Source organism: Shewanella sp. VB17 (genome assembly GCF_013248905.1).
In the GTDB taxonomy this organism is placed as follows: domain Bacteria; phylum Pseudomonadota; class Gammaproteobacteria; order Enterobacterales; family Shewanellaceae; genus Shewanella.
In genome coordinates, this window is sequence record NZ_JABRVS010000001.1 from 184490 (window position 1) to 209639 (window position 25150).

A 25150-nucleotide genomic window follows, 5' to 3' on the forward strand; every position below is an offset into this window, starting at 1 on the left:
GTGCAGTCATAATGAAGCATATACGTAATGAATAGGCTAACAATATATTTAAGGCTATTTTATGAAATGTAACACCTTATTTTTACCATTTCTTATACTTAATTTACTAAGTGCATGCACCAGTTTTAATAGCGATGAACATTTCTGGGCCGATGACGACAAGGATACAGATGAGAAAAACACTTCTATTATTACATGTGATAATGAGCAAATGTTAATTCATAAAAATGTTACCAATTTAGCTAATAACCTTTTTTTTAGTGCAAAAAACATTCGCTTAGCTCAATCAGTTGCTGTAGGTACTTTCTTACCCATAAATTTAACCAATAACTCAAGTTTAGCTGAACAAAATTTCATCGGCTTACAGATTCAAGAAAGCTTTATCACGTTAGCAACACAAGCTGGTTTAAGTGTTGTTGAATTTAAAACTTCATCCACAATAAAAATTACACCCCATGCTGATGTGATGTTATCTAGAAATATTGAAGACCTCCCAAGTGATATAAACGCCCAGTATTTTTTAACTGGCACCTATTCAGAGCATAACAATAAGTTAATGGTAAATGCCCGTATCATAGAGCTAGAGAATCAAAGAGTCATTGCTGCGGTAACGGATTATATTACAATACCATCGTTATATAACAAGCAAAAAATCACAATAAAGGACAATATGATTTATCGTAAAGCACTCTAATATAAGCCTTTTAAATATAAAGATTATTATCAATAACACCTCGCTGCCAGCAAGTTGCTAAATGTTAATCTATGCTGGCTCATTTTTATTCGTCACTCATCGCGACTCATGACATCTAACGTTTCGAGACGGCATGCAAATTTGTTCACCCCTTCCGTGCTTTCATACCATGCCACAAGCAATGATGAATGCCCCAAAAGTGTCACTATTATGCTGCGATAACCTCACAATACTATCGGTTGTTCTATTGCTTTGTCACCACCATAATCTGGGTTTTCACTGAATTTAATAACTAAATTTTCGACCGGCACTCCTTTAGTACGGAGCATAAATTCAGTATTAGAGCTTTCCGGGTAAATTGACAAACCAGATTGAGAAGACACTGATTCACCAGTCTTTTTATTAAATAATGCTATATTTCCATAAATTGAACGTGTGCCACTACGCAATAATTTAAAAGACAAATCATCGCCTGTTAAGTCAAAATCTGAAAAACTGATTTCCGCATCGAGCTTACCTACGCGAACAATAATGGGGACACTATGAATCAATCTGGGGGCTATGCTAACTTGTTTGGTTTGCTCTTCATCTTGTACTATACCGCAATCGATAATGAGATAAGATCTGTATTCAGCAGCTTGCGCTTTGGCTTTTCTACGCATGGTAAACCGCACTGTTTGTGAGTGTGCAGAGGTTAAGGTAAAGCGTTTGGGAGAGAAGCGAACCCAATTTTTGGCCGAGTTTTCAGGGGGAGTAAGACCTTTATATTCAACCATAGCACCGTTGTCATCAAAGTTATTATGCCCGAGAGAAAGTTTACACTCTTCTGCCTTAGCATCTCGATTAAATAATATGAAGGAGTTGTTGCGATTATCCTCATCTAAATAAATTCGAAAGGTGGATAGATGCACTGCTTGGCAGTGAAAAGATACCATTGTTACTATCGATAGAGATAGCAAGGTTAATAATCCGCTCTTAGTCGCTATTTTCTTCAAGTGTAGTTTTGTTCCGAACATAGTAGTTCCTAACATTATTGTTATGATTTATGACTAATCATATCGTGCTAAAGTACATTTTATGAGCGCTTAGTTATCCTTGAACCAAAGGCACCTTCTTAACGCCTTGTTCTGAAGAGCTCACAGGTTTACTACTTAATAATGCTTTAGCCACATGGGCAGGGATAAAACTTTGTGCAGAGGCGACGACTGCTTTAGATGAAATACCAACAATACGGGCATTCACTAAATAACCACCTTGATGTTTGACTAAGTTCCCTGTGACTATGTACTTGATTGGAATTTCGGCTGTTAAGTCATTAAAGCCACGACTAGAAATAAAGTCTCCTTCCTGAGTAATACTCAATGAATCAGTAATTTTGAAATCTAACACAGGAATACCGACTTTATGAATTTCGTGAATAAGACTCTCGGCTATTTGATTACCTAACAAATTGGTTTGTTGAAGATCACTGTCTAAAAAAGCAAAGCTTGTCACCGCAATAGGCGTTGTGTTGTTAACATACTGCAAGTTTCCGACTAAGTCTTGCATCATTCCACGAATATAAAAATTTATATCGTTATTAAGTTCTCGCCCCTCAAAGGAATCAACTTTCATGTCCTCAGCGTTTAATGTGTTATTAAAGCGAAAGTTCCCTCTATCATTGACACTCATATTGGTGGTGAGTTCTGTATCTTGCGCAGAAGTTGTATCATTAAACATTGAACAGCTTGTCAACAAAGATATTACAACAAAAGAAATTATAGGTTTCATAAGCTTACCTTAAAATACTTTACGATAAATCATGTTTTTTATCTCCTTAGCCGGATTATAGTCCTGTCTGGATACCTTCGCCACAAATGTCATTTAGCACGTTTAATTTTTTCTCGATACATAATGGTAATGACCGAGTAAAATGTTCACACCGCCAGCTTAATTTATAATTTTCACAATGATGAAAACTAAGCTTTTATTAGACTCATTGATCCTGTTCACTCAATCAATAGACTATTAATCATAACGCTCTACGACACTACCAATAATAACTTTATCTCCACCAAACTGAGTGTTTTCAATGAACTTTAGTTGTAAGTCTTCAGGGTTAATGTCTTGAGTGCTTAAGGAGAAGTTACCATGAGAACTTCCGGGATAGAGTGAAATACCTTTTTGATAAGCTACTTTTTTATCTGTTCTTTTATCAATAAGTTCTAAATCACCATAAATAGAGCGAGTGCCATTTCGAGTGACTGTAAAATACACAGCAGAATTTTTTACGTTTATATTACTAAACGCCACATCCACTTTGAGTTTGCCTATACGTACAATAATAGGCACATTATGAATTAATATAGGTTTTATATTGACTAAGTTTTCCGTCGTTTCTTTATTTTCTACACCACAATCCACTACCATAAAAGATCGATACTCTGCAGGCATCGCGTTTGCCTTGCGACGCATGATAAAGCGTACTTTTTGTGAATTTTTAGGTGTTAAAGTAAAATGCTTAGGTGAAAATCTAATCCAATTTTTTGCAGAGTTTTCAGGAAGTTCATCCCCTTCATATTTAATTAGTTTACCTGCATCATCATAGTTATAATGACGTAAAGAAAGGTGACATTCTTGAGATTTTGTCTCTGAATTACTTAAAATGAATGTACTTTGCCTTTGATTTTCATCAAGATAAACTCTAAAAGCTGACATATGAATTGCTTGACTTTGAAAAGAAAATAGCAACATTAAGACGACTAAAAAGAAAAGTGTCACACATTTAGTTTTTTTATGTGATGACTTTAAATTTATCATAATTTATTCCAATCCTTATTTTTAAAGTCGATTTATTCCGCAGGTAGAGACCTAATAGTATAAAAGTTACTCATTTACTTTATTTAAAAACCCATACATACAAAAACCCTTTCTAAGGTAAAAAGGGCTTTATATTATTACTATGCTTGTTCGTTATTGATATTCATTTAATGCTTAGCTTATTCGCTTAATAAGTGACTAAAATATCAAATGTCTCAACTAAACTTTCACCAGCTGTATGTGTCGATGTGGTGGTAATCGTACCGCCAACGGCAATCAATGTTTTTCCTGGTGATGGAATACCGCCACCTGTATTGCCGACAGTATCACCAGCGTCTGCGATACGAACAGTATTTAATGCAACATCTGAGGTGAATGCAGTACAACTGTCACCATCACCCGATCCATCATAAATAGCAACACAACCTGTTGGCACAAAAGTGAAGTCCGTTCCCGTCGTGTTGGGTTTAACGGTGACTTTAACCGTACCACCATTGACCCCCGATATTTCATAAAGACCGTAAGTGCCACCTTTAGCTAAAGTCGCACAACCAGTGCCAGCTAGGTCATTAACATTAACACCTTCAGTATCAACTACGACTCCCGCCATTTTCATTGCTGTATCACCAGGATACGTAGCAGGAGTACCTTCATCGGTTAGCGACAATGTACAGTTAACGCCTGCCGTTAGTGCTAAACCTGTACCAAAGTCCAACCCTTGATTTTCGACGATTGTGATATCAGGTACAGTATCAAAACCGACCGAATAATCTGTACTGTCTGCAGCTGAAGCATGTAGACTGATGATTGACATTATTAATGTACAAGGAACTAATAATTTAGACATTTTAAATAGTTGCATGGCAACTCTCCTTCATATTGTTATGAATTATACCTAAAGCAGCTTAATATTTATTTGTTAAGCGTTACCAAGGAACATAATGTTAGTCCGTTTGTCCTATTCGCTAATTTTATTAATAAATAACATTAACAGGGAAGTTTTGTGTATAAGAAGTGCCAGCAGTTAAATCTACGGCGTTTGTGCCACCCACAGTGACAGTGCCCCCGACCGTAAATACTAACTCGCCAGCAACAGTTACACCTGTGCCCCCAGTAACAGGGCTTTCAGAAACGTTATCTAAAGGCAGCAATTTGGCCGCACTTACACCGGGTACGAACGCATCGCAAGTATCAGCAACGGCACCATTTTCATAGGTAACAATACAGCCAGAATTGGGTGCAAAATCAAAATCAGCACCGCTTATAGCTGAAATGGTAATATTAACAGTATTGCTTGAAATACCTGTAATTTTATAAACGCCGGGAGTCCCGGTTCCTAAACCATTAACACAGCCGGCCCCAGTTAAATCACCATAGTTCGCTTTTGCAACCGTTGCGCCATCATATTGCATAAGGTCAGCTAGAGCATCTCCAGGGGTCGTCGCATCCATAAAGCATGTTCCCCCTTGGGTCACAAACATATTCGCGCCATAAGTTAATGGAGTCACAGTGCTTAATACTACATCGGGTACTGTCTGTACCGTAATATTAAAACTACCAGTGGCTGCAATAGCATTACTTGATATCCCTAGGAATAAAGCTCCTAAAACTAATTTCATTTTCTTCCTTTGCATAACAACTACTCCTAACAAATTACCAATTTATGAAAAATGACTAAAATGTAAGTTACTCAAACAGGTGTAGGGTTTTCTACGACTGTTTATCTACATTACTAACACTATCGGCGCCCATCTTTTTAACTTTAGCCCTTTATTGATAGATTGTTACCCATCTGTTATTTATGAGCAGCTTGTTTACACTTAGATAACATTTAACATTTTAGATCAAACCGAGAAAAAGGCAACTCAGATCAATAACTACGATAAGGAAGTTTAATTGGTTTACATTACCACTATACCTAACAATTTGATTTTAAATGACATAGCGAAAATCTCGGCGGCATAGTTCAAAAGAGGCACATTTTACCGTCCTCCACATTTATAGGAGGGCCCTTTTTGCAGGCATGACTAACCAAGAGCATTAGCCCTGGCTTCTTTATTTAACATTAAGACTATTTATGGTTAGCTTGAAATTGCCAAATCGAGATAATTTCAAAACTGGCAATGTTCTGGATTGGCCCTAATCTGACCCTTTTTCGCTGCAAGATCGTGAAATACTCAAATACTTTGACACAGCTTCCTATCATTGAGGTGTGGTGATTTAATATTTCTACGGGGATTGCAGAGTGTTCTTTAATACCGGAGGGATAAACAGGTTACTAATCTTACTTAATTTAGCTAATTTTAGTGCGCACATGGATCATATCTAAGGTTTATATTATTCATCTAGCATAATAACTAACTATTTTAATTGAAAAAAGTGACTATTCTATTCGAACACTATTTATGGAATTAGTCAGGAAATTAGTCAATGAGGAGTTAGGGGGAGTGAACAAATTCAGGTACCCAGCCTGTAGCCCATTTATCAAAGCTCGGCCTGAATGCAGAAACAATTAATGCACTTGAACTCCGTCATTTTTCGACATGCTGAATCCTGCATTTTAAGGTAGGTTAAACCGCCAGCCCCGCAGCGACGCCTGATGACCAGGCCCATTGGAAATTAAACCCGCCTAGCCAACCGCTGACATCCACCACTTCACCAACAAAAAATAGGCCCGGCACTGTCTTAGCTTCCATAGTTTTTGATGACAGTTCATTGGTGTCCACGCCGCCTAAGGTCACCTCTGCGGTGCGATAACCTTCAGTGCCATTCATGACTATCTCCCAAGATTCTAAATCGACAGCAAGCAGCTCAAGCTCACTGTGAACCAGCTGGTTCATCGCCTTACTTAGTAGAGATTCATCAAATAGAGTTTCAACAAGACGTTTAGGTAACCAGTGACTTAGGGTATTTTTAAGGTTTTGTTTAGGATGATTGGCTAACACTAACGCAATGGCCGCCCTCGCATCGACGCCTGGTAATAAATTAATACTTATCGGCTCACCTGGCTGCCAATAATTAGATATTTGCAAAATAGCTGGGCCTGATAACCCCCGATGTGTAAATAGCAGCGCTTCACTGAACTGAGTGCCATCTTTCGCTGTGATAGTGGTCGGTACAGCGATACCTGAAAGGGATTCAAACTTCAATTTCTGCTCAGCATGCCAAGTAAAAGGAACTAATCCTGCACAAGTAGGCAGCACATTTAAGCCAAACTGCTTGGCGAGCTGATAACCATAAGGTGTGGCACCTAATTTAGGCATTGAAAGCCCACCAGTGGCAATGACCAGCGAATCACATGAATAATGGCCTTTATCTGTAGTTAGCTCAAATTGACTTTGGGCATTTTTACTCACGGCGCTAATGTCTGTACGTAACTGTACTTTTACACTGGCCCACTCACATTCAGTCATCAGCATAGCAACGATGTCTTTGGCTGAATCGTTACAAAATAACTGACCATGATCCCGTTCATGATACTCGATACCGTGACGTTCAACGAGCTCGATAAAATCACTTGAGCGATAGCGAGCTAGTGCCGATTTAACAAAATGACTGTTACCACAAAGAAAGTGATTCGGCTCAACTTTAAGATTGGTGAAATTACAGCGTCCACCGCCGCTTATCAGTATTTTACGGCCTGCTTGCTTGGCATTATCGAGCACTAGCACATCACGCCCACGGTAACCGGCACTGGCTGCACACATGAGCCCCGCAGCGCCCGCGCCGATAATAATTACATCATGATGTTTCACTTTACTGCCTCGGCTTTAAATACTAATCGTTTGACGTTTCTGACTTTTGCTCTCTGCTAAGTAAAGCCTTAGCGGCTTCATGAGGGCTCGCCCCTTGATACAAGACATTATACACTTGCTCAGTAATGGGCATTTCAACGCCAAGTCGTTTGGCTAATATGTAAACTTCTTTAGTATTTCGATAACCTTCAACGACTTGGCCTATCTCAGTTTGCGCAATATCAACATCTTTACCTTGACCCAAGGCTAAGCCAAAACGGCGATTACGAGATTGATTATCTGTGCAAGTCAACACAAGATCACCTAGGCCTGCCATTCCCATAAAAGTAGCACCTTGAGCACCAATGGCTTCACCCAGACGCGTCAACTCAGCCAAACCTCGGGTTATTAATGCGGTACGAGCATTCGCGCCAAAACCGATACCATCAGACATCCCCGCACTAATGGCAATGACATTTTTTACTGCACCGCCAAGCTGTAAGCCTATAAAATCATCATTTTCATAAACACGTAGACGTTTTGGGCTGTGAAGTAACTCGACAAGGTCTTTGATAAATATCAAGTCTGTACCGGCAATAGAGATTGCTGTCGGTAATCCAGCGGCTAACTCTTTAGCGAAAGTGGGCCCAGACAACACGGCCAAAGGATATTTGTCACCAAGAATATCTCGTGCAACCTCTTGCAATAAACGCCCCGTTTCAGGCTCAAGGCCTTTGGTCGCCCAAATAATACGAGCATCATCGCGTAACAGTAACTTAGCCTGCTCAAGCACTGAACCAAATACATGGCTAGGAACAACCACGAGCACGTTGTTCGATGCAGCAAGTGCGGTAGCTAAGTCTGCTTCAGGAATAAGAAGATCGGGCAGCGCAATACCAGGCAAGAAAACGTCATTAGCACGAGAGCGCTTTAGGTTTTCAATATGTTGAGGATTATGACCCCAAAGCAATGTTCGGTGTCCATTACTGGCTAAAGAAATAGCAAGGGCGGTGCCATAAGACCCCGCCCCCAGTACCGTAATATCGGCAGTATTTTTCATATGTACCCAAGTAACTTCAAGATTTCACTTAAGATTAAGCATCAAGTGAAAAAGCTGCTATCTGAGCAACAAGCAATACCTGCTGAACAGATACTGTTAAATGACAATATTACGCGTTTGCTGTTTCAACTTTTTCAGCATCTGCAGTTTCTGCGTCAGATTGACGCTGATTAACATACTGAGCGAATAGGGCATCAAAATTTACCGGCGCTAAATTTAGTTGCGGGAAAGTACCACGACTAACTAGGCTACCAACAGCTTCACGAGCATATGGGAATAGGATATTAGGGCAATATGCTCCCAAAGAATGAGCTAATTGCTGCTCAGTCAAACCATTAATGGCAAAAATACCCGCTTGCTGAACTTCACAAAGAAAGGCTGTTTCTTCACCATTTTTAGCTGTAACGGTTAAAGATAAAACCACTTCAAATACATTGTCAGCTAACTTAGCACTGCGAGTGTCAAGATCTAACTTAACCTCAGGTTTCCACTCTTTTTGGAATACTGCTGGGCTATTTGGCGTTTCGAAAGAAATGTCTTTCGTGTAAACACGTTGAATGTTGAATTGTGGATCTTGTTGTTCGTTGTTAGCGACTTCAGCCATGATTTTCTACCTGTCTAAGTTATTGGTTTTTAAATTAAAACCTATTCTTCAAGGGCTTTTGTTACTTGAGAGCGACCACTCTCAATCACCATCCCGGTTATTTAGGGCTTTTATTTTAAAATATACTTTTAAAATAATAACTTCAGTATCTATTTTTTACTTTTAGATACTGGCAAATTATTTGATTGCCAGTCACTCATGCCACCTTTGAGGTTATTTACAGATACAAAACCTGCTTTGACCATCAATTGCGCTGCTTGAGATGAAACCATACCCGCATTGCATACCATTATAATGGGACTCGCTTTAAACTTTTCAAGGGCGGAGATTTTATTATTTTTAATTTCTGACAGAGGAATATTTAACGCATCAATAATATGCCCCTTTTTAAACTCCGCTTTTTCTCTTACATCAATCACTTTCGCATCTTGTTTATTGATCAATAAAGTCGCCTGCTGGTGATCAACCGTGCTCACTTTAGAGATGCTAGATTTAAACACACTAACAATAAGGCCAACGAATAGAGCTATCCAAGCTAAGCTCAGCATAGGGTTCGCTTTTAAAAATTCAATATATTCTTGCATGGTAAATGGCCTACTTCTATGTGCTGAAATTACAATAAGGGGGACAGAGTATACCATCGCAATGCTAGATCACAGCAAGTTGTTACCCTAATAAACATCTCAAAATTGCCCTTGAGTGCCAATAAAGTCAATTTCGATAAGCCCAATCTAGGTAAATTGCTTTTTCCACTTAGTGTTACGTAGTAATATTTAGCCAACTCAAATTTTAATTGTCCACTTTATCAAATTTAAAGGTACTAGTATGAAAACACGTAAACGCCCCTTGGCTTTGCTGATCCTCGATGGTTGGGGTTATCGTGAAAATACTCAGAACAATGCAATATACCACGCGAACACACCGACATTAGATAAACTGAATTCAACTTACCCTAACAGCTTAATTTCCGCTTCAGGCCTAGATGTCGGCCTACCTGATGGGCAAATGGGGAACTCGGAAGTTGGTCACATTAACATAGGCTCAGGCCGTATTGTTTATCAAGAGCTGACACGTATAGGTAAAGCAATTGATGATGGTGAGTTTAATAAAAACCAAGTACTTAATGAAGCAATAGACAAAGCTATCACCCACAATGGGGCCGTCCATATTATGGGCCTAGTATCACCTGGTGGTGTCCATAGCCACGAAGCTCATATTGACGCTATGTGTCGTTTAGCAATAAAACGGGGAGCAAAACAAGTTTACCTGCATGCTTTTCTTGATGGACGTGATACACCACCCCGTAGCGCAAAAAATAGCTTGGCTCATTTTGATGAGCTATTCACGACATTAGGCACTGGCCGTGTGGCATCAATTATTGGCCGTTACTATGCTATGGATCGTGATAATCGCTGGGATCGTGTTTCGCAAGCTTATGATTTAATCACGCAAGGTAAATCATTACATCAGTATAGTAATGCGGCAGAAGCCCTTGAGGCAGCATATTCACGCGATGAAAATGATGAATTTGTTGGCAGCTCTGCTATTGTTGACTCACAAGGCAACATCGCACAACTAGCAGATAATGATTCATTAATTTTTATGAATTTTCGTGCAGATAGAGCACGTCAGATAACTCGCAGCTTTGTGGACCATGATTTTGATGGGTTCAAACGCCAAGTCATCTCTAAAGCACATTTTGTCATGCTAACACAATACGCCTCCGATATTGACGCGGCCATTGCCTACCCTGCAACGGACTTAATAAATACCTTAGGTGAAGCACTACAAAAAGAAGATAAAACTCAACTGCGTATTTCAGAAACAGAGAAATATGCCCATGTCACCTTCTTCTTCAATGGTGGCAAAGAACAGCCTTTTAAAGGTGAGGATAGAATACTAATCCAGTCACCTAACGTCATGACTTACGACTTACAACCAGAAATGAGTTCCGAAGAATTAACCAACCAACTCATTAAAGCCATTGAATCAACTAAATATGATGTCATTATCTGTAACTATCCAAATGGTGATATGGTAGGCCATACAGGTAACTTTGATGCCGCAATCAAGGCCTGTGAAGCTGTCGATACCTGTCTAGGGCGTGTGGTAGATGCACTAGAAAAAGTGAATGGCGAATGTTTAATCACAGCAGATCATGGCAACGCTGAGAAAATGACCGATGAATTAACAGGTCAAGCTCACACAGCTCACACTTCTGAACGAGTACCATTGATCTATGTTGGCCGTAAGGCAAGTATTATAGAAGGTGGTCGATTAAGTGATCTTGCCCCAACCATGTTAACCTTGATGGGACAAGAGGTGCCAGCTGACATGACTGGTCGCTCAATAATTAAATTCGATGAGTAAATAGTAATTGGTAAACATTAACTTTTTTTCTAAAGCCAGTATTTTTGCTGGCTTTATCCTACTTTCAACACAACTGCAGGCTTCAGATCTGCAGCAACGTCAATCCGATCTTAAACAGCTTCAGTCACAAATAAGTAGACAAGAATCGGATCTAAAAGATACTGATAAGCAGAGAACGAAACTAGTCAACCTGCTCAAGAAAGATGAAAAAGCGATTGCTGTCGTCGCAAAAAAAGTAAATCAAACCAAAACTTCATTAGCCCAAACAGATAAAAAACTGATCTCATTAACTCAGCGACAAAAAGCATTAAACAAGCTTAAAAAAAGACAACAAGAGTCACTTGCAAATCAATTAGCTAGTGCCTATCTCTCGGGTAATCACGATTACAGTAAAATGTTATTAAATCAACAAAGCCCTGCAACAATAGAACGCCTCTTAACTTACTATCAATACCTGAATAAAGCCCGAATGGCGTCAATTAATGAGCTCCAGGAGACAATGAAAGAGCTAGACGAGATCACTAAGGAACAAATCAGCCAGAAAAAAAATCTCAATCGTTTAATTCTAAACCAACAACAGCAAAATAAACAACTCACACTTGAGCAAGGGCAACGTCAAAATACACTAGCACTACTGCAAAAAACATTAAACAGTCGTGGCGCTAAACTAGAGCAACTCCAGATAGAGGAAGCCAGCTTAAAGCGAATTGTTGAACAAGCCATTGTTGATACTAAAAATACTCCAAAGATGAATGGCTTGTCACATGAGAATAAACTCTCATGGCCTACAGAAGGTCGTATTAAATCTGGTTTTGGCAGTCAACGTTCAGGACAGGTGAAATGGAAAGGTGTCACGGTTTCTGCACCTGAAGGACAAGCTATTACCGCCATCGCATCAGGTAAAGTGATCTACGCTGATTGGTTACGCGGTTTTGGTATGGTGCTAGTTGTAAACCATGGTAAAGGCTACATGAGCCTATATGGCCATGCACAAACATTATTAAAAAATGCGGGAGATCATGTAAATAAAGGAGAATCCGTCGCATTAGTCGGACGATCAGGTGGACAGACCGAGGCTGGCCTATACTTTGAAGTAAGGCATAAAGGGCAAGCTGTCGATCCTGCGAAATATTGTAAGCGCTAATCGATGACAAGGGCCCATATATATAAGGGCTGCCATGCAACAATTTATTCGCTACCTCTCATTTACTTTGTTGGGCTTAGCGCTGGGTCTTTCTGTTACTCTCTCGAGTCAGGAAAATACAGAACAGCTTCATTCACGTCTCAATTACCCACTTCTCCTCGATATCATCGATACGGTTGAAACTTACTATGTTACAAAATTCAGTAGAGATGAGTTAATAACCGCTGCTATAGAGGGGATTTTTGCCCATCTCGATCCATATTCAAACTTTTTAGATAAACAAGATTTCTCCAACATAAGAGAAGCTAATAAAGGGGAATATTTTGGTTTTGGTGTCGAAATAGCAAGCGAAGATGAAAAAATCACTATTATCACTCCCTTTGAAAATTCACCGGCTGATCATGCAGGTATTAAACCTGGTGATCAAATCTTAAAACTTAACAACAAGCCCGTTGATCCTAAAAAACTAGAACAACTATTAAAAGAAATTAAGCACCATAGTCGAAATCGTCTGTCTATAGCACTGACCTTGCTCCACCCCAGCGCCGGTACGGTGTTTGAAGTGACCCTTATACCGACGACTATTTCAATTCAGTCAGTATCAACAAAAATTATAGAAAATAAAATTGGTTATATACGTTTAACCAGTTTTCAAGATAACTCTACAGAGGATATGCTGAAACAACTGGCGCAATGGCAACAAATCAAACTGACAGGCATTATTTTAGATCTGCGAAATAACCCCGGTGGTCTATTAGATCAAGCAATCAAGATTGCTGATATATTTCTTGCTAAAGGAAAAATAGTGTCAACAGAAGGACGGTTTTTCGATGCTAACTCTGAATACTATGCCTCACCAAAAACAATGTTTGCTAATGTCCCTATGACAATACTGATCAATAAAGGCTCAGCATCAGCATCAGAAGTGCTCGCAGCAGCCTTACAAGAGAACAATAGAGCACAAATAATAGGAGAGACTAGCTTCGGTAAAGGAACGGTCCAAAGCTTAATCCCCACACTAATAGAAGGTCATGCCATAAAACTCACCATCGCTAAATACACCACTCCAAATGGACGTAACATCGACAGTAAAGGGATCGAGCCAGATATAAAATTAAACTTAGATACTATTACAAATAATAAAAGTATGACTATAATCAAAGAATTAGAGATTCAAGGTGAAGACACACAGGACAAGATCCTCGACTCTGCTATAACTTGGATTAAAACTAAAAAATAACCCACCTTAAGGGTGAAACATAATAATTATAGTGCGCTTTTTTTTATACTTTATCGCCGTTGTTATAAGTAGTTCTGCATATTCGGCCCAAGTCGCGATCATTATTGACGATATAGGATATCGTCAATCCGATGAAGCTGTACTGACGCTACCTGAAAGTATCACGCTATCGGTTCTTCCTCATACTCCATTAGGATATTCTGTCGCTAATATGGCCTACAACAAAGGCCATGAAATAATGGTACACCTTCCCATGCAAGCACTAAATGGAAAAGCTCTTGGTCCTGGGGGTCTCACAAACGCCATGAATGAAAAAGAATTAAAAAATAATTTAACATCTGCTTTTCTTAGCATCCCCTTTGCAAAGGGAGCCAACAATCACATGGGAAGTTTATTGACTCAATTAAAAGAACCAATGATTTGGGTTATGGAAAGCCTTAAACAAAATGATCTCTACTTTGTCGATAGTATGACGACACACTTTACCAAAGCCGGCAGCACTGCTAATCAATTAGGAGTACCTCAACTTAAACGCGAACTTTTTTTGGATAATGATGTATCGACAGCCGCTTTAGAAAGCCAGTTTTCAAAATTAATGATGTTAGCGCACAATCAAGGTCAGATAGTCGCCATTGCTCATCCATACCCAGAAACCATCCAATACTTAAAACTCAACCTGCATAGATTACAAAAGGCTGGTATAAAGTTAGTTAAAACTTCAGAGTTATTACCTTACAAATTAGCAAGTAAGAATAGTTCACCTACAGAAGCAGAATTAAAGTTGTGAGTATGCTAACCTGTTTCCTGTTCTAGCGTAGTAATCAGAAAAAGAGCTTCCGTATTCGTTTTTCCACAAACATCAAATGTTGCAGTAAAAGAACGGCACACGTCAGGGCGTTCCTCCATTCCAAATATCTTACATAAATTATCAACAGATAACTGTACGCAACGCTCACCAGCTAATTTACCATTAGGCATGCCAGGAATAGAACTCGTTATCGATGGCGCAATACAACACGCTCCACACCCAAGACGACAATCCATTCTTACTTACCCCACTATGCAACGAAGATCATAGATGTTCTATGCTCGGATTATATTTTTATCTCAACGAAAAAAGCCTCATCTTTCGATGAGGCTTTCGTCTTTGTGTTGGCGGAGTGGACGGGACTCGAACCCGCGACCCCCGGCGTGACAGGCCGGTATTCTAACCAACTGAACTACCACTCCTTTAGACATAAAGTCTAAATTCTTTTTCGTCACTAACTTGTCAAAGTTAGGAGACGTGTTTTCACTACTTTCTCTAATAAAAAGTCAAAGTGAAAACGAATTAGGCGCCTGGAAATGACCTACTCTCACATGGGGAGACCCCACACTACCATCGGCGCGATTGCGTTTCACTTCTGAGTTCGGGATGGGATCAGGTGGGGCCACAATGCTATGGTTTCCAGACAAATTCTTACTGGTTAATTATTCGTCTCACGGCATTGTTTCCTCGCTCCAGTGCTTGTGTACTAAAGTACACGCCGCGCTTCGCTCGTTACGGCTTTGTCAGCCAAACAATTTCCTGCGTAATTAACCAAATAACTAAATTCGAAAAGCTGTTAAATAAATATAATTGAGTGTAACTTAAATCAAATTGGTATTCTTTTTCGCTCTGTAATCACTCATTAACCACAAACTTCTTAGAAGTAAAACCCATCTGGGTTGTATGGTTAAGCCTTACGAGTCATTAGTACAGGTTAGCTCAACGCCTCACAACGCTTACACACCCTGCCTATCAACGTCCTAGTCTCGAACGGCTCTTTAAAGGGATTAAATCCCTAGGGATGACTCATCTTAGGACTCGCTTCCCGCTTAGATGCTTTCAGCGGTTATCGATTCCGAACGTAGCTACCGGGCAATGCTATTGGCATAACAACCCGAACACCAGCGGTTCGTCCACTCCGGTCCTCTCGTACTAGGAGCAGCTTCCTTCAATCATCCAACGCCCACGGCAGATAGGGACCGAACTGTCTCACGACGTTCTGAACCCAGCTCGCGTACCACTTTAAATGGCGAACAGCCATACCCTTGGGACCGACTTCAGCCCCAGGATGTGATGAGCCGACATCGAGGTGCCAAACACCGCCGTCGATATGAACTCTTGGGCGGTATCAGCCTGTTATCCCCGGCGTACCTTTTATCCGTTGAGCGATGGCCCTTCCATTCAGAACCACCGGATCACTATGACCTACTTTCGTACCTGCTCGACGTGTATGTCTCGCAGTTAAGCTGGCTTATGCCATTGCACTAACCGTACGATGTCCGACCGTACTTAGCCAACCTTCGTGCTCCTCCGTTACTCTTTGGGAGGAGACCGCCCCAGTCAAACTACCCACCAGACACTGTCCTCAACCCCGATTCAGGGGCCAGAGTTAGAACATCAAAACTACAAGGGTGGTATTTCAAGGTTGACTCCATCAGAACTAGCGTCCCAACTTCAAAGTCTCCCACCTATCCTACACATGTAGGTTCAATGTTCAGTGCCAAGCTATAGTAAAGGTGCACGGGGTCTTTCCGTCTAGCCGCGGGTATACGGCATCTTCACCGCAATTTCAACTTCACTGAGTCTCGGCTGGAGACAGCGTGGCCATCATTACGCCATTCGTGCAGGTCGGAACTTACCCGACAAGGAATTTCGCTACCTTAGGACCGTTATAGTTACGGCCGCCGTTTACCGGGGCTTCGATCATGAGCTTCTCCGAAGATAACCCAATCAATTAACCTTCCGGCACCGGGCAGGCGTCATACCGTATACTTCCTCTTGCGAGTTTGCACAGTACTGTGTTTTTGATAAACAGTTGCAGCCACCTGGTATCTGCGACTCCCGTCAGCTTAAAGAGCAAGTCTTATCACCAACAGGAGCGTACCTTCTCCCGAAGTTACGGTACCATTTTGCCTAGTTCCTTCAGCCGAGTTCTCTCAAGCGCCTTGGTATTCTCTACCCAACCACCTGTGTCGGTTTGGGGTACGATTCCTACTAACCTGAAGCTTAGAAGATTTTCCTGGAAGCATGGCATCAACTACTTCATCACCTTAGTGACTCGTCATCAGCTCTCAGCATCGCAATTTAATGCGTATTCCCGGATTTGCCTAAGAATACTGCCTACTACCTTAAACGCGGACAACCAACGCCGCGCTAGCCTAGCCTTCTCCGTCTCTCCATCGCAGTTAGCAGAAGTACGGGAATATTAACCCGTTTCCCATCGACTACGCCTTTCGGCCTCGCCTTAGGGGTCGACTCACCCTGCCCTGATTAACATTGGACAGGAACCCTTGGTCTTTCGGCGAGGGAGTTTTTCACTCCCTTTATCGTTACTCATGTCAGCATTCGCACTTCTGATACCTCCAGCGTGGGTTACCCCTTCACCTTCTACGGCTTACAGAACGCTCCTCTACCGCGTACATCAAAGATGCACACCCGTAGCTTCGGTGTATTGCTTAGCCCCGTTAAATCTTCCGCGCAGGCCGACTCGACTAGTGAGCTATTACGCTTTCTTTAAATGATGGCTGCTTCTAAGCCAACATCCTAGCTGTCTAAGCCTTCCCACATCGTTTCCCACTTAGCAATAACTTTGGGACCTTAGCTGACGGTCTGGGTTGTTTCCCTTTTCACGACGGACGTTAGCACCCGCCGTGTGTCTCCCGAGTAGTACTCATTGGTATTCGGAGTTTGCAAAGGGTTGGTAAGTCGGGATGACCCCCTAGCCTTAACAGTGCTCTACCCCCCAATGGTATTCGCTCGAGGCGCTACCTAAATAGCTTTCGAGGAGAACCAGATATCTCCCGGTTTGATTGGCCTTTCACCCCCATCCACAAGTCATCCGCTCATTTTTCAACATAAGTCGGTTCGGTCCTCCAATTGATGTTACTCAATCTTCAACCTGCCCATGGATAGATCACCGGGTTTCGGGTCTACACCTTGCAACTAAACGCGCAGTTAACACTCGGTTTCCCTACGGCTCCGCTATTCGCTTAACCTCGCTACAAAATGTAAGTCGCTGACCCATTATACAAAAGGTACGCAGTCACGGTCTCAAGAACCGCTCCCACTGCTTGTACGTATACGGTTTCAGGTTCTATTTCACTCCCCTCACAGGGGTTCTTTTCGCCTTTCCCTCACGGTACTGGTTCACTATCGGTCAGTCAGGAGTATTTAGCCTTGGAGGATGGTCCCCCCATGTTCAGACAAGATGTCACGTGTCCCGTCCTACTCGTTTTCATCTATGGTTAGTTTTCATGTACGGGGCTATCACCCTGTGCCGCTGTGCTTTCCAACACATTCCACTAACACCCCATAGACTTAAGGGCTAATCCCCGTTCGCTCGCCGCTACTAGGGGAATCTCGGTTGATTTCTTTTCCTCCGGGTACTTAGATGTTTCAGTTCCCCGGGTTCGCCTCACGACACTATGTATTCATGTCGTGATACATGCTTATGCATGTGGGTTTCCCCATTCGGATATCGTTAGCTCAAATGCTTGTTACTAGCTCGCCAACGCTTTTCGCAAGTTACTACGTCCTTCATCGCCTCTGACTGCCAAGGCATCCACCGTATACGCTTAGTCACTTAACCATACAACCCACATAGGTTTTCTTTCGCTTGCTACTTTGCCCTTATGCGGCGTTACTCAAGTTCGCTTGTCAGTTATGTAGCGCTGCTACATGCCTTTCTCGCTCACTTTCGCGCCTTGCCTAAGACAAAACTCGCTGCGCTAATATTATCTATTGTTCAAACGGGTAGTTTGAACGAGATGTATCGCAACTAATGGTGTTTACTTTCGCCAAAAGAATACTCTTGAACTCATCACCCTAAGGTAAATTATTCCGCACTTGATTTAAGTGTTTGAGAACTCAATTATTTATTTTCGCATTAATGCTATTAACAACAAACAACCTATAACATAAGCCATTCACTGTCCCTTTCACATTAACACTATCAGCTTTCCAAATTTTTAAAGAACAAGCATCACCGTAAAGGCGTGCCACTCGCTCTAACAAGAACAAGTTATCTGTGTGAACACTCAGCAAATATTGAGTTAGTCGTATAGGTAAGGAGGTGATCCAGCCCCAGGTTCCCCTAGGGCTACCTTGTTACGACTTCACCCCAGTCATGAACCACACCGTGGTAAACGCCCTCCCCGAAAGGTTAAGCTATCTACTTCTGGTGCAGCCCACTCCCATGGTGTGACGGGCGGTGTGTACAAGGCCCGGGAACGTATTCACCGTGGCATTCTGATCCACGATTACTAGCGATTCCGACTTCATGGAGTCGAGTTGCAGACTCCAATCCGGACTACGACCGGCTTTGTGAGATTAGCTCCACCTCGCGGCTTTGCAACCCTCTGTACCGACCATTGTAGCACGTGTGTAGCCCTACTCGTAAGGGCCATGATGACTTGACGTCGTCCCCACCTTCCTCCGGTTTATCACCGGCAGTCTCCCTAAAGTTCCCGACATAACTCGCTGGCAAATAAGGATAAGGGTTGCGCTCGTTGCGGGACTTAACCCAACATTTCACAACACGAGCTGACGACAGCCATGCAGCACCTGTCTCTCAGTTCCCGAAGGCACCAAACCATCTCTGGTAAGTTCTGAGGATGTCAAGAGTAGGTAAGGTTCTTCGCGTTGCATCGAATTAAACCACATGCTCCACCGCTTGTGCGGGCCCCCGTCAATTCATTTGAGTTTTAACCTTGCGGCCGTACTCCCCAGGCGGTCTACTTAATGCGTTAGCTTGGGAACCCAGTAACTAAGTTACCAAATTCCGAGTAGACATCGTTTACGGCGTGGACTACCAGGGTATCTAATCCTGTTTGCTCCCCACGCTTTCGTACATGAGCGTCAGTCTTTGTCCAGGGGGCCGCCTTCGCCACCGGTATTCCTTCAGATCTCTACGCATTTCACCGCTACACCTGAAATTCTACCCCCCTCTACAAGACTCTAGTTCCCCCAGTTCCAAATGCAATTCCCAGGTTGAGCCCGGGGCTTTCACATCTGGCTTAAAAAACCGCCTGCGTACGCTTTACGCCCAGTAATTCCGATTAACGCTTGCACCCCTCGTATTACCGCGGCTGCTGGCACGAAGTTAGCCGGTGCTTCTTCTGCGAGTAACGTCACAGCTAGCCGCTATTAACGACCAACCTTTCCTCCTCGCTGAAAGTGCTTTACAACCCGAAGGCCTTCTTCACACACGCGGCATGGCTGCATCAGGCTTTCGCCCATTGTGCAATATTCCCCACTGCTGCCTCCCGTAGGAGTCTGGGCCGTGTCTCAGTCCCAGTGTGGCTGATCATCCTCTCAGACCAGCTAGGGATCGTCGCCTAGGTGAGCCATTACCTCACCTACTAGCTAATCCCACCTAGACTCATCTAATCGCGGAAGGCCCGAAGGTCCCCTCCTTTCCCCCGTAGGGCGTATGCGGTATTAGCAGTCGTTTCCAACTGTTATCCCCCACGACTAGGCAGATATCTAGGCATTACTCACCCGTCCGCCGCTCGACGCCTGATAGCAAGCTATCTTCGTTTCCGCTCGACTTGCATGTGTTAGGCCTGCCGCCAGCGTTCAATCTGAGCCATGATCAAACTCTTCAATTAAAGTTTTTTGCTAAACCCCGTTAAGGACTCAGCGGCTCAATGAATTCTGATTTCATTGACAACACTCATAAGAGTGTTAACAACGATTGTACATATTGATTCAAACTAGGTTCGAATCTATGAACACTCATTCATTGAGAAATTTTTTGACTGCCTCACTTTTTACTAGAAAAAAGAGGCAGTTTCGAATAACTCAATACACTGTGAGTGTCCACACAGATTTCTTGTCTCAAATTGTTAAAGAGCGTTAGTACCAATCTTTCAGGTACTGCCGTTAGACGCTAGGTCGTTGGCTTGAGGAGGCGTATTCTACACTCTCCATTGTTGGCGTCAAGCGCTTATTTTAAGAAGATTTTCAACTGACGCTTTCTTGTACACTTTCGTGTTAGGCTACATCAATGAACCACTTAAACCGCTTTTCACCTGACTAAGCTTTCTATTGAAATCTCAATCTCTAGCACTGCTGCAAGTCCCTTACTCCTTAGCGTTTACGCTACCTCGTTGGCCTGCTGTGCCGTGTCAGTGGTTGCGCATTATAGGGATATCACCGCAGAGTACAAGCGCTTTTTTCACTTAAAAACCTCTTACCATACTGTTTGATGATAAAACATCCTGACGAGTCACTTTTTAAGCTTTATAATGCCCAAAAAGCAATGTTAAGGAGTTTATAATGACTATTACGAAAAAAACAACGTCATTACGTTCATTTAAAGGAATCATTCCCACACTTAAAAGCGGTGTTTATATCGACGAAGCTTGCATACTGATTGGTGACATCACACTTGATGATGATTCAAGTGTTTGGCCTTTAGTCGCAGCACGAGGTGATGTCAATTATATCAAAATAGGTAAACGCACAAATATTCAAGATGGCACAGTACTGCATGTCAGTCGCAAGTCCAACGCTAAACCTGATGGCAATCCTTTACTTATTGGTGACGAGGTCACTATTGGTCACAAGGCCATGCTACACGGGTGTACCCTAGGTAACCGTATTCTCATTGGAATGGGCGCTATCATATTAGATGGTGCGATTATTGAGGATAATATCATTCTAGGTGCTGGCTCACTCGTACCGCCAGGTAAGGTACTAGAAACTGGTTTTCTATATGTCGGCAGCCCAGCTAAGCAAATCCGCCCCTTAACAAAAACCGAGTTAGCATTTTTACCTGAATCTGCAGAAAACTATGTCAGATTAAAAAATACATATTTACAAGAAGGTGAATAAAATACGCCAGATGCTATAGTAGTAGCACTTTTCCATACTCATCGAATAACTCTTGTTCGATGAGTTTTTCAACCTCTTCTTCTATATCAAATCGATACTCATCAAATAACGCTAAGATCTGTGTTTCCATATCTTGCTGATTAGCTTCCATACTGATTGCTGATAACAAAACAAGTTTAGCTAAGCTTATCTGGCATTCAACATTCACCCCCTGCACTTGAACAGGGAAAATGACCACTTGGTTTTGTCGATCCCAATTTTGTAAATCTGGAAATAAAATACTTTGGTTCATCTCACTCTCGATTAAAGTTCTGATCTTAGTTGAATCAAAACAGGCTCGACTTCAGGCATGACTTTACGCCAAATTAAAAAGCTTTCAGCCGCCTGACCAACCAACATACCTAAACCATCAATAACCCGATTAGCATTCTGCTTCACGGCCCATACATTAAATGCTGTAGCAACACTGCCGTACATCATATCGTAACAGACGGTGTGCGCTGCAATCGTCTCAGGGCTTATGTTTGGAACTTCGCCTGTTAAGCTTGAAGATGTGGAGTTAATAATCAAATCGTAACTTTGTCCAGTATGATTTATCGGTAAAGTCTTCACATGGCCATAATCATTAAATATATCCGCTAATGTTTCAGCCTTTGTATGAGTACGATTCACTATGGTGAGTTCTGCAATATCTGATTGCAATAATGGTAAAACACAACCTCGGGCAGCCCCCCCCGCGCCGACTAATAAGACATTAAGTCCAGCAAGACTGCCTATACTCCTTTTTAAATCTGCTACTAACCCAAGACCATCGGTATTATCACCTCGAATTTTGCCATTAGATAAAACCGATAAGGTATTCACTGCACCAGCGAGTTCAGCTTGCTCACTCAGTTCATCGCACAAAGCAAAAGCATATTCTTTAAATGGCACGGTAACATTAGCCCCGAGGCCGTTATTAGCAGTAAACTTTCTGAAACTTAACTCAAATTCATCCCTAGGCGCTAGAATCGCTTCGTAGCTTAATGATTGGGCTGTCTGTGTCGCAAACATAGAATGAATCTTAGGGGATTTACTGTGCGCTATTGGGTTACCAAATACTGCATATCGTTCGGTCATGCTTGTCACTCTCTACTTCAGAAAAAACTAATGTAACTCAAATTCATTCTCTAACAAGTTATTCGATTGAATATCAATGTGCAATTATCTGCCCGCTAACTATCATTATTAATAACCAATTAACCTATATTAAATAGATTAGATAGCTCTGATCTACAATCGATGAATGCATGACCATTAAACCATCTTAGTAAAAAATACATTTCCAAAGAGATTCTGTAGGTATTTGGACCCACCAGCTCTCTTTATTTATCTAATAACAACCAATCTTTTGGTTTAAGAAAATCGGTATAAAGCAAGGCTTCAGGAGAATTGTCCTCTGGACTATATGCATATTCCCAGCGAACAAGTGGTGGAAGCGACATTAAAATTGACTCAGTTCGCCCCCCCGTCTGTAAACCGAACAATGTACCTCGGTCATAAACCAAATTAAACTCAACATACCGACCACGTCGATAAAGTTGGAAGTCCCGCTGCTTCTCAGCGTATTCAATCTCTTTACGACGGTCCACAATTGGAGCATAAGACGTTAAGAAACCATTACCCACAGCCTGCATAAATGCAAAACTAGTGTCAAATCCAGTAGCATTTAAATCATCAAAAAAAAGGCCACCGACACCACGATTTTCATCTCTATGAGGCAGATAAAAATAATCATCACACCATTTCTTATATTTAGGATAAACCTCTTTACCAAAAGGAAGACAAATATCATAGGCGTGTTGATGCCATTCAATCACATCTTCTTCAAATGGATAATAAGGTGTCAAATCAAATCCACCACCAAACCACCAAACTGGATCTGCGCCCTCTTTCGAGGCAATAAAGAACCGAACATTGGCATGTGTAGTAGGGATATAAGGATTATTAGGGTGTATAACTAAAGAAACCCCCATGGCCTCAAAACTACGCCCAGCAAGCTCGGGTCTATGAGCGGTCGCAGACGCAGGCATAGATGCGCCTGTCACATGAGAAAAGTTGACACCAGCTTGTTCAAATACCTTGCCTTGCGTTAATACACGGCTAGTCCCCCCGCCTCCCTCTTCTCTCTCCCAAGAATCAGCTTTAAACTGTGCTTCACCATCTAATTCCTCTAATCCCATACAAATTCGCTGCTGGAGATCGAGTAAAAATGCTTTTACTGCACTTGTGTTAGGTACAGACATAATATTTCCTTGTGTATTAACTAACGCAATATATTACCACTGATGGCATCAATGATTGTTGAAGGCTTACTATTCCCCCCAAGCGAGCCTGCGATCAAGGCATCTATTTCACCTGAAAATTTAACGATGACTTCATCACTACTCATAGCAGGCTCTTCACCTGAATGATTGGCACTAGTAGAAACTAATGGTTTGCCAATTAGTTGGCATATAGTTTGAATCGTAGGATGAGAAGAGACTCTGACAGCAAGCGAGCTGAAATGACCACAAAGTAAATTTGATATCCCTGGTTTACTTGGCATGATAAAGGTAAACGGTCCAGGCCACTTACTAAGCACGTACTCCAGTTGCTCTGCACTTAATTTAGATTCATCAATATAAGGACGCAACTGCTCATAATCGCTGGCGACGAGTATCAGTCCTTTTTCCCAAGGTCGCTTCTTTAAAGCTAATAAGCGAGTAATCGCTGAATCATTATCAGGATCACAACCTAATCCATAAACGGCTTCAGTAGGATAAGCTATTACCCCACCTTTATATATAATTTGCTTCGCTGCACTTGGGGCTTGTTCTAACATAGAAAAATCCAATAACCTGCCATTAATGGCTACTTTAAAGAGCTTGATGATACTGGGTAAAATCAGTCAACTATATGGCTCGTTTATACTTGCACTGTTTTTGCGGGCACTCAACGCGCGAACCTGCAGCACCTTTTCGTTCAACTAAAATACCAAAGCAACAATCAGGACACGCTTCATTGACAGGTGGATAGTTGACCAGAAATTTACACTTAGGGTAGCCACTACACGCATAGAAAGTTTTCCCGAAGCGGCTAGTTCTATGCTCAACATGGCCTTGCTTACAAATAGGACAAGGGATTTCGCTACCAGCTTCCTCTTGATCATGTTTTTCAATATGTTTGCATTCCGGATAATGAGTGCAACCGATGAAGATACCAAACCGGCCAGATTTAACCGCAAGTTCATTACCACACTCAGGGCAAGATGAGCCCTCAATAACTTGAGTCTCTATTGACTCATGCTGAACCAATGGTCTGGTATAATCGCAATTAGGATAGTTATTGCAGCCAATGAAACCACCATGTTTACTATTTTTTACTGACAATTCACTGCCACACTTGGGACAAAGTTCATACTCCTTCTCAAGTGCGTGCTCATGAGAGCTAAATAGCTGTTGATCGACCTTAGACATGCTAATCTCATTTACCTTCTATGGCTATATTTTACCAAGTTATGACCATACAGGGAAATACTCTCTTCGCACTAATGATTAAGTACACCTCAGAGCTCCTTGAACCCTTATCCTTACCGACTTATTCTGTTTGCATAAAACAGA

21 protein-coding genes, 1 tRNA gene and 3 rRNA genes are annotated in these 25150 nt (G+C 41.8%); 6 read left to right on the forward strand and 19 right to left on the reverse strand.

The features are described from left to right. The first annotated feature begins 61 nt into the window (after positions 1-61). On the forward strand, positions 62-694 hold the full coding sequence (locus HQQ94_RS00775; protein ID WP_173292655.1) for a FlgO family outer membrane protein: 633 nt from the start codon (positions 62-64) through the stop codon (positions 692-694). 224 nt (positions 695-918) lie between these two features. Here the strand turns inward: HQQ94_RS00775 and HQQ94_RS00780 are convergent, their stop codons facing one another. The 9 genes from HQQ94_RS00780 to HQQ94_RS00820 all read right to left on the reverse strand — a co-directional run bounded on the left by HQQ94_RS00780 (position 919) and on the right by HQQ94_RS00820 (position 9475). Beyond that, on the reverse strand, positions 919-1710 hold the full coding sequence (locus HQQ94_RS00780; RefSeq protein ID WP_173292656.1) for a hypothetical protein: 792 nt from the start codon (positions 1708-1710) through the stop codon (positions 919-921). A 73-nt stretch (positions 1711-1783) separates the two neighbouring features. Continuing rightward, positions 1784-2464, reverse strand: a complete 681-nt coding sequence (locus HQQ94_RS00785; RefSeq protein ID WP_254303970.1) for a FlgO family outer membrane protein — start codon at positions 2462-2464, stop codon at positions 1784-1786. Between the two features lie 237 nt (positions 2465-2701). Beyond that, positions 2702-3493 carry a hypothetical protein gene (locus tag HQQ94_RS00790; RefSeq protein ID WP_173292657.1) on the reverse strand — a complete coding sequence of 264 codons (792 nt, stop codon included), beginning with the start codon at positions 3491-3493 and terminating at the stop codon, positions 2702-2704. Between the two features lie 187 nt (positions 3494-3680). Next, complete coding sequence (locus HQQ94_RS00795; protein WP_173292658.1) at positions 3681-4355, reverse strand: hypothetical protein; 675 nt, start codon at positions 4353-4355, stop codon at positions 3681-3683. 112 nt (positions 4356-4467) lie between these two features. Continuing rightward, a complete protein-coding gene (locus HQQ94_RS00800) occupies positions 4468-5112 on the reverse strand; it encodes a hypothetical protein (protein WP_173292659.1) in 645 nt (214 codons plus the stop codon). Between the two features lie 951 nt (positions 5113-6063). Next, positions 6064-7248: an NAD(P)/FAD-dependent oxidoreductase gene (locus tag HQQ94_RS00805; protein ID WP_173292660.1), complete on the reverse strand. Its 1185-nt coding sequence runs from the start codon at positions 7246-7248 to the stop codon at positions 6064-6066. A 22-nt stretch (positions 7249-7270) separates the two neighbouring features. Beyond that, a complete protein-coding gene (gene gpsA, locus HQQ94_RS00810) occupies positions 7271-8287 on the reverse strand; it encodes an NAD(P)H-dependent glycerol-3-phosphate dehydrogenase (RefSeq protein ID WP_173292661.1) in 1017 nt (338 codons plus the stop codon). A 109-nt stretch (positions 8288-8396) separates the two neighbouring features. Then, positions 8397-8891 carry a protein-export chaperone SecB gene (gene secB / locus HQQ94_RS00815; RefSeq protein ID WP_173292662.1) on the reverse strand — a complete coding sequence of 165 codons (495 nt, stop codon included), beginning with the start codon at positions 8889-8891 and terminating at the stop codon, positions 8397-8399. Positions 8892-9040: 149 nt separating this feature from the next. After that, positions 9041-9475 (reverse strand): rhodanese-like domain-containing protein, encoded by a 435-nt coding sequence (locus HQQ94_RS00820; RefSeq protein ID WP_173292663.1) that lies wholly within the window; start codon positions 9473-9475, stop codon positions 9041-9043. Positions 9476-9716: 241 nt separating this feature from the next. Here HQQ94_RS00820 and gpmM point away from each other — a divergent pair, with 241 nt between their 5' ends. The 4 genes from gpmM to HQQ94_RS00840 are packed head-to-tail and all read left to right on the forward strand — an operon-like array spanning position 9717 to position 14432. Then, the gene (gene gpmM, locus HQQ94_RS00825) at positions 9717-11261 is read left to right on the forward strand and encodes a 2,3-bisphosphoglycerate-independent phosphoglycerate mutase (protein WP_173292664.1); all 1545 of its coding nucleotides are present in this window, start codon (positions 9717-9719) and stop codon (positions 11259-11261) included. Between the two features lie 7 nt (positions 11262-11268). Next, positions 11269-12405: a murein hydrolase activator EnvC gene (locus HQQ94_RS00830; RefSeq protein ID WP_173292665.1), complete on the forward strand. Its 1137-nt coding sequence runs from the start codon at positions 11269-11271 to the stop codon at positions 12403-12405. A gap of 34 nt (positions 12406-12439) precedes the next feature. Further along, positions 12440-13645: a S41 family peptidase gene (locus HQQ94_RS00835; protein ID WP_173292666.1), complete on the forward strand. Its 1206-nt coding sequence runs from the start codon at positions 12440-12442 to the stop codon at positions 13643-13645. Between the two features lie 25 nt (positions 13646-13670). Continuing rightward, positions 13671-14432 (forward strand): divergent polysaccharide deacetylase family protein, encoded by a 762-nt coding sequence (locus HQQ94_RS00840; RefSeq protein ID WP_375335710.1) that lies wholly within the window; start codon positions 13671-13673, stop codon positions 14430-14432. Positions 14433-14437: 5 nt separating this feature from the next. Here the strand turns inward: HQQ94_RS00840 and HQQ94_RS00845 are convergent, their stop codons facing one another. The 5 genes from HQQ94_RS00845 to HQQ94_RS00865 all read right to left on the reverse strand — a co-directional run bounded on the left by HQQ94_RS00845 (position 14438) and on the right by HQQ94_RS00865 (position 20281). Beyond that, positions 14438-14689, reverse strand: coding sequence for a YkgJ family cysteine cluster protein (locus tag HQQ94_RS00845; protein WP_173292668.1), 252 nt, complete (start codon positions 14687-14689; stop codon positions 14438-14440). Between the two features lie 109 nt (positions 14690-14798). Then, positions 14799-14875 (reverse strand) — tRNA-Asp (locus HQQ94_RS00850). Between the two features lie 106 nt (positions 14876-14981). Next, a 5S ribosomal RNA gene (rrf, locus tag HQQ94_RS00855) occupies positions 14982-15097 on the reverse strand. Positions 15098-15356: 259 nt separating this feature from the next. Beyond that, positions 15357-18261 (reverse strand): 23S ribosomal RNA (locus HQQ94_RS00860). A 476-nt stretch (positions 18262-18737) separates the two neighbouring features. Continuing rightward, positions 18738-20281: ribosomal RNA gene (locus HQQ94_RS00865) — 16S ribosomal RNA — on the reverse strand. The 16S, 23S and 5S rRNA genes sit together here with 1 tRNA gene alongside, the layout of an rRNA operon. Before the next feature lie 670 nt (positions 20282-20951). Between HQQ94_RS00865 and HQQ94_RS00870 the strand changes: the two genes are divergently transcribed. Beyond that, positions 20952-21509, forward strand: coding sequence for a gamma carbonic anhydrase family protein (locus HQQ94_RS00870; RefSeq protein WP_173292669.1), 558 nt, complete (start codon positions 20952-20954; stop codon positions 21507-21509). Positions 21510-21522: 13 nt separating this feature from the next. Here HQQ94_RS00870 and HQQ94_RS00875 read toward each other — a convergent pair whose 3' ends face one another. The 5 genes from HQQ94_RS00875 to HQQ94_RS00895 form a co-directional block, all read right to left on the reverse strand. Beyond that, the gene (locus HQQ94_RS00875) at positions 21523-21801 is read right to left on the reverse strand and encodes a DUF1488 domain-containing protein (RefSeq protein WP_173292670.1); all 279 of its coding nucleotides are present in this window, start codon (positions 21799-21801) and stop codon (positions 21523-21525) included. Positions 21802-21812: 11 nt separating this feature from the next. Further along, a complete protein-coding gene (aroE, locus tag HQQ94_RS00880) occupies positions 21813-22628 on the reverse strand; it encodes a shikimate dehydrogenase (protein WP_173292671.1) in 816 nt (271 codons plus the stop codon). Between the two features lie 245 nt (positions 22629-22873). Then, entirely contained in the window at positions 22874-23794 is a 921-nt protein-coding gene (gene hemF, locus HQQ94_RS00885) for an oxygen-dependent coproporphyrinogen oxidase (RefSeq protein WP_173292672.1), read from the reverse strand. A gap of 20 nt (positions 23795-23814) precedes the next feature. Next, positions 23815-24372 (reverse strand): L-threonylcarbamoyladenylate synthase, encoded by a 558-nt coding sequence (locus HQQ94_RS00890; protein WP_173292673.1) that lies wholly within the window; start codon positions 24370-24372, stop codon positions 23815-23817. Positions 24373-24442: 70 nt separating this feature from the next. Further along, entirely contained in the window at positions 24443-25006 is a 564-nt protein-coding gene (locus HQQ94_RS00895; protein WP_173292674.1) for a topoisomerase DNA-binding C4 zinc finger domain-containing protein, read from the reverse strand. Positions 25007-25150 lie beyond the last annotated feature (144 nt).

What these genes read in the sequence shown, in the direction of transcription:
- HQQ94_RS00775 (WP_173292655.1), top strand. Translation starts at nt 62, where the DNA reads ATGAAATGTAACACCTTATTTTTACCATTTCTTATACTTAATTTACTA.
- HQQ94_RS00780 (WP_173292656.1), bottom strand. Translation starts at nt 1,710, where the DNA reads ATGTTCGGAACAAAACTACACTTGAAGAAAATAGCGACTAAGAGCGGA.
- HQQ94_RS00785 (WP_254303970.1), bottom strand. Translation starts at nt 2,464, where the DNA reads ATGAAACCTATAATTTCTTTTGTTGTAATATCTTTGTTGACAAGCTGT.
- HQQ94_RS00790 (WP_173292657.1), bottom strand. Translation starts at nt 3,493, where the DNA reads ATGATAAATTTAAAGTCATCACATAAAAAAACTAAATGTGTGACACTT.
- HQQ94_RS00795 (WP_173292658.1), bottom strand. Translation starts at nt 4,355, where the DNA reads ATGCAACTATTTAAAATGTCTAAATTATTAGTTCCTTGTACATTAATA.
- HQQ94_RS00800 (WP_173292659.1), bottom strand. Translation starts at nt 5,112, where the DNA reads ATGAAATTAGTTTTAGGAGCTTTATTCCTAGGGATATCAAGTAATGCT.
- gpsA (WP_173292661.1), bottom strand. Translation starts at nt 8,287, where the DNA reads ATGAAAAATACTGCCGATATTACGGTACTGGGGGCGGGGTCTTATGGC.
- secB (WP_173292662.1), bottom strand. Translation starts at nt 8,891, where the DNA reads ATGGCTGAAGTCGCTAACAACGAACAACAAGATCCACAATTCAACATT.
- HQQ94_RS00820 (WP_173292663.1), bottom strand. Translation starts at nt 9,475, where the DNA reads ATGCAAGAATATATTGAATTTTTAAAAGCGAACCCTATGCTGAGCTTA.
- gpmM (WP_173292664.1), top strand. Translation starts at nt 9,717, where the DNA reads ATGAAAACACGTAAACGCCCCTTGGCTTTGCTGATCCTCGATGGTTGG.
- HQQ94_RS00835 (WP_173292666.1), top strand. Translation starts at nt 12,440, where the DNA reads ATGCAACAATTTATTCGCTACCTCTCATTTACTTTGTTGGGCTTAGCG.
- HQQ94_RS00845 (WP_173292668.1), bottom strand. Translation starts at nt 14,689, where the DNA reads ATGGATTGTCGTCTTGGGTGTGGAGCGTGTTGTATTGCGCCATCGATA.
- HQQ94_RS00870 (WP_173292669.1), top strand. Translation starts at nt 20,952, where the DNA reads ATGACTATTACGAAAAAAACAACGTCATTACGTTCATTTAAAGGAATC.
- HQQ94_RS00875 (WP_173292670.1), bottom strand. Translation starts at nt 21,801, where the DNA reads ATGAACCAAAGTATTTTATTTCCAGATTTACAAAATTGGGATCGACAA.
- aroE (WP_173292671.1), bottom strand. Translation starts at nt 22,628, where the DNA reads ATGACCGAACGATATGCAGTATTTGGTAACCCAATAGCGCACAGTAAA.
- hemF (WP_173292672.1), bottom strand. Translation starts at nt 23,794, where the DNA reads ATGTCTGTACCTAACACAAGTGCAGTAAAAGCATTTTTACTCGATCTC.
- HQQ94_RS00890 (WP_173292673.1), bottom strand. Translation starts at nt 24,372, where the DNA reads ATGTTAGAACAAGCCCCAAGTGCAGCGAAGCAAATTATATATAAAGGT.
- HQQ94_RS00895 (WP_173292674.1), bottom strand. Translation starts at nt 25,006, where the DNA reads ATGTCTAAGGTCGATCAACAGCTATTTAGCTCTCATGAGCACGCACTT.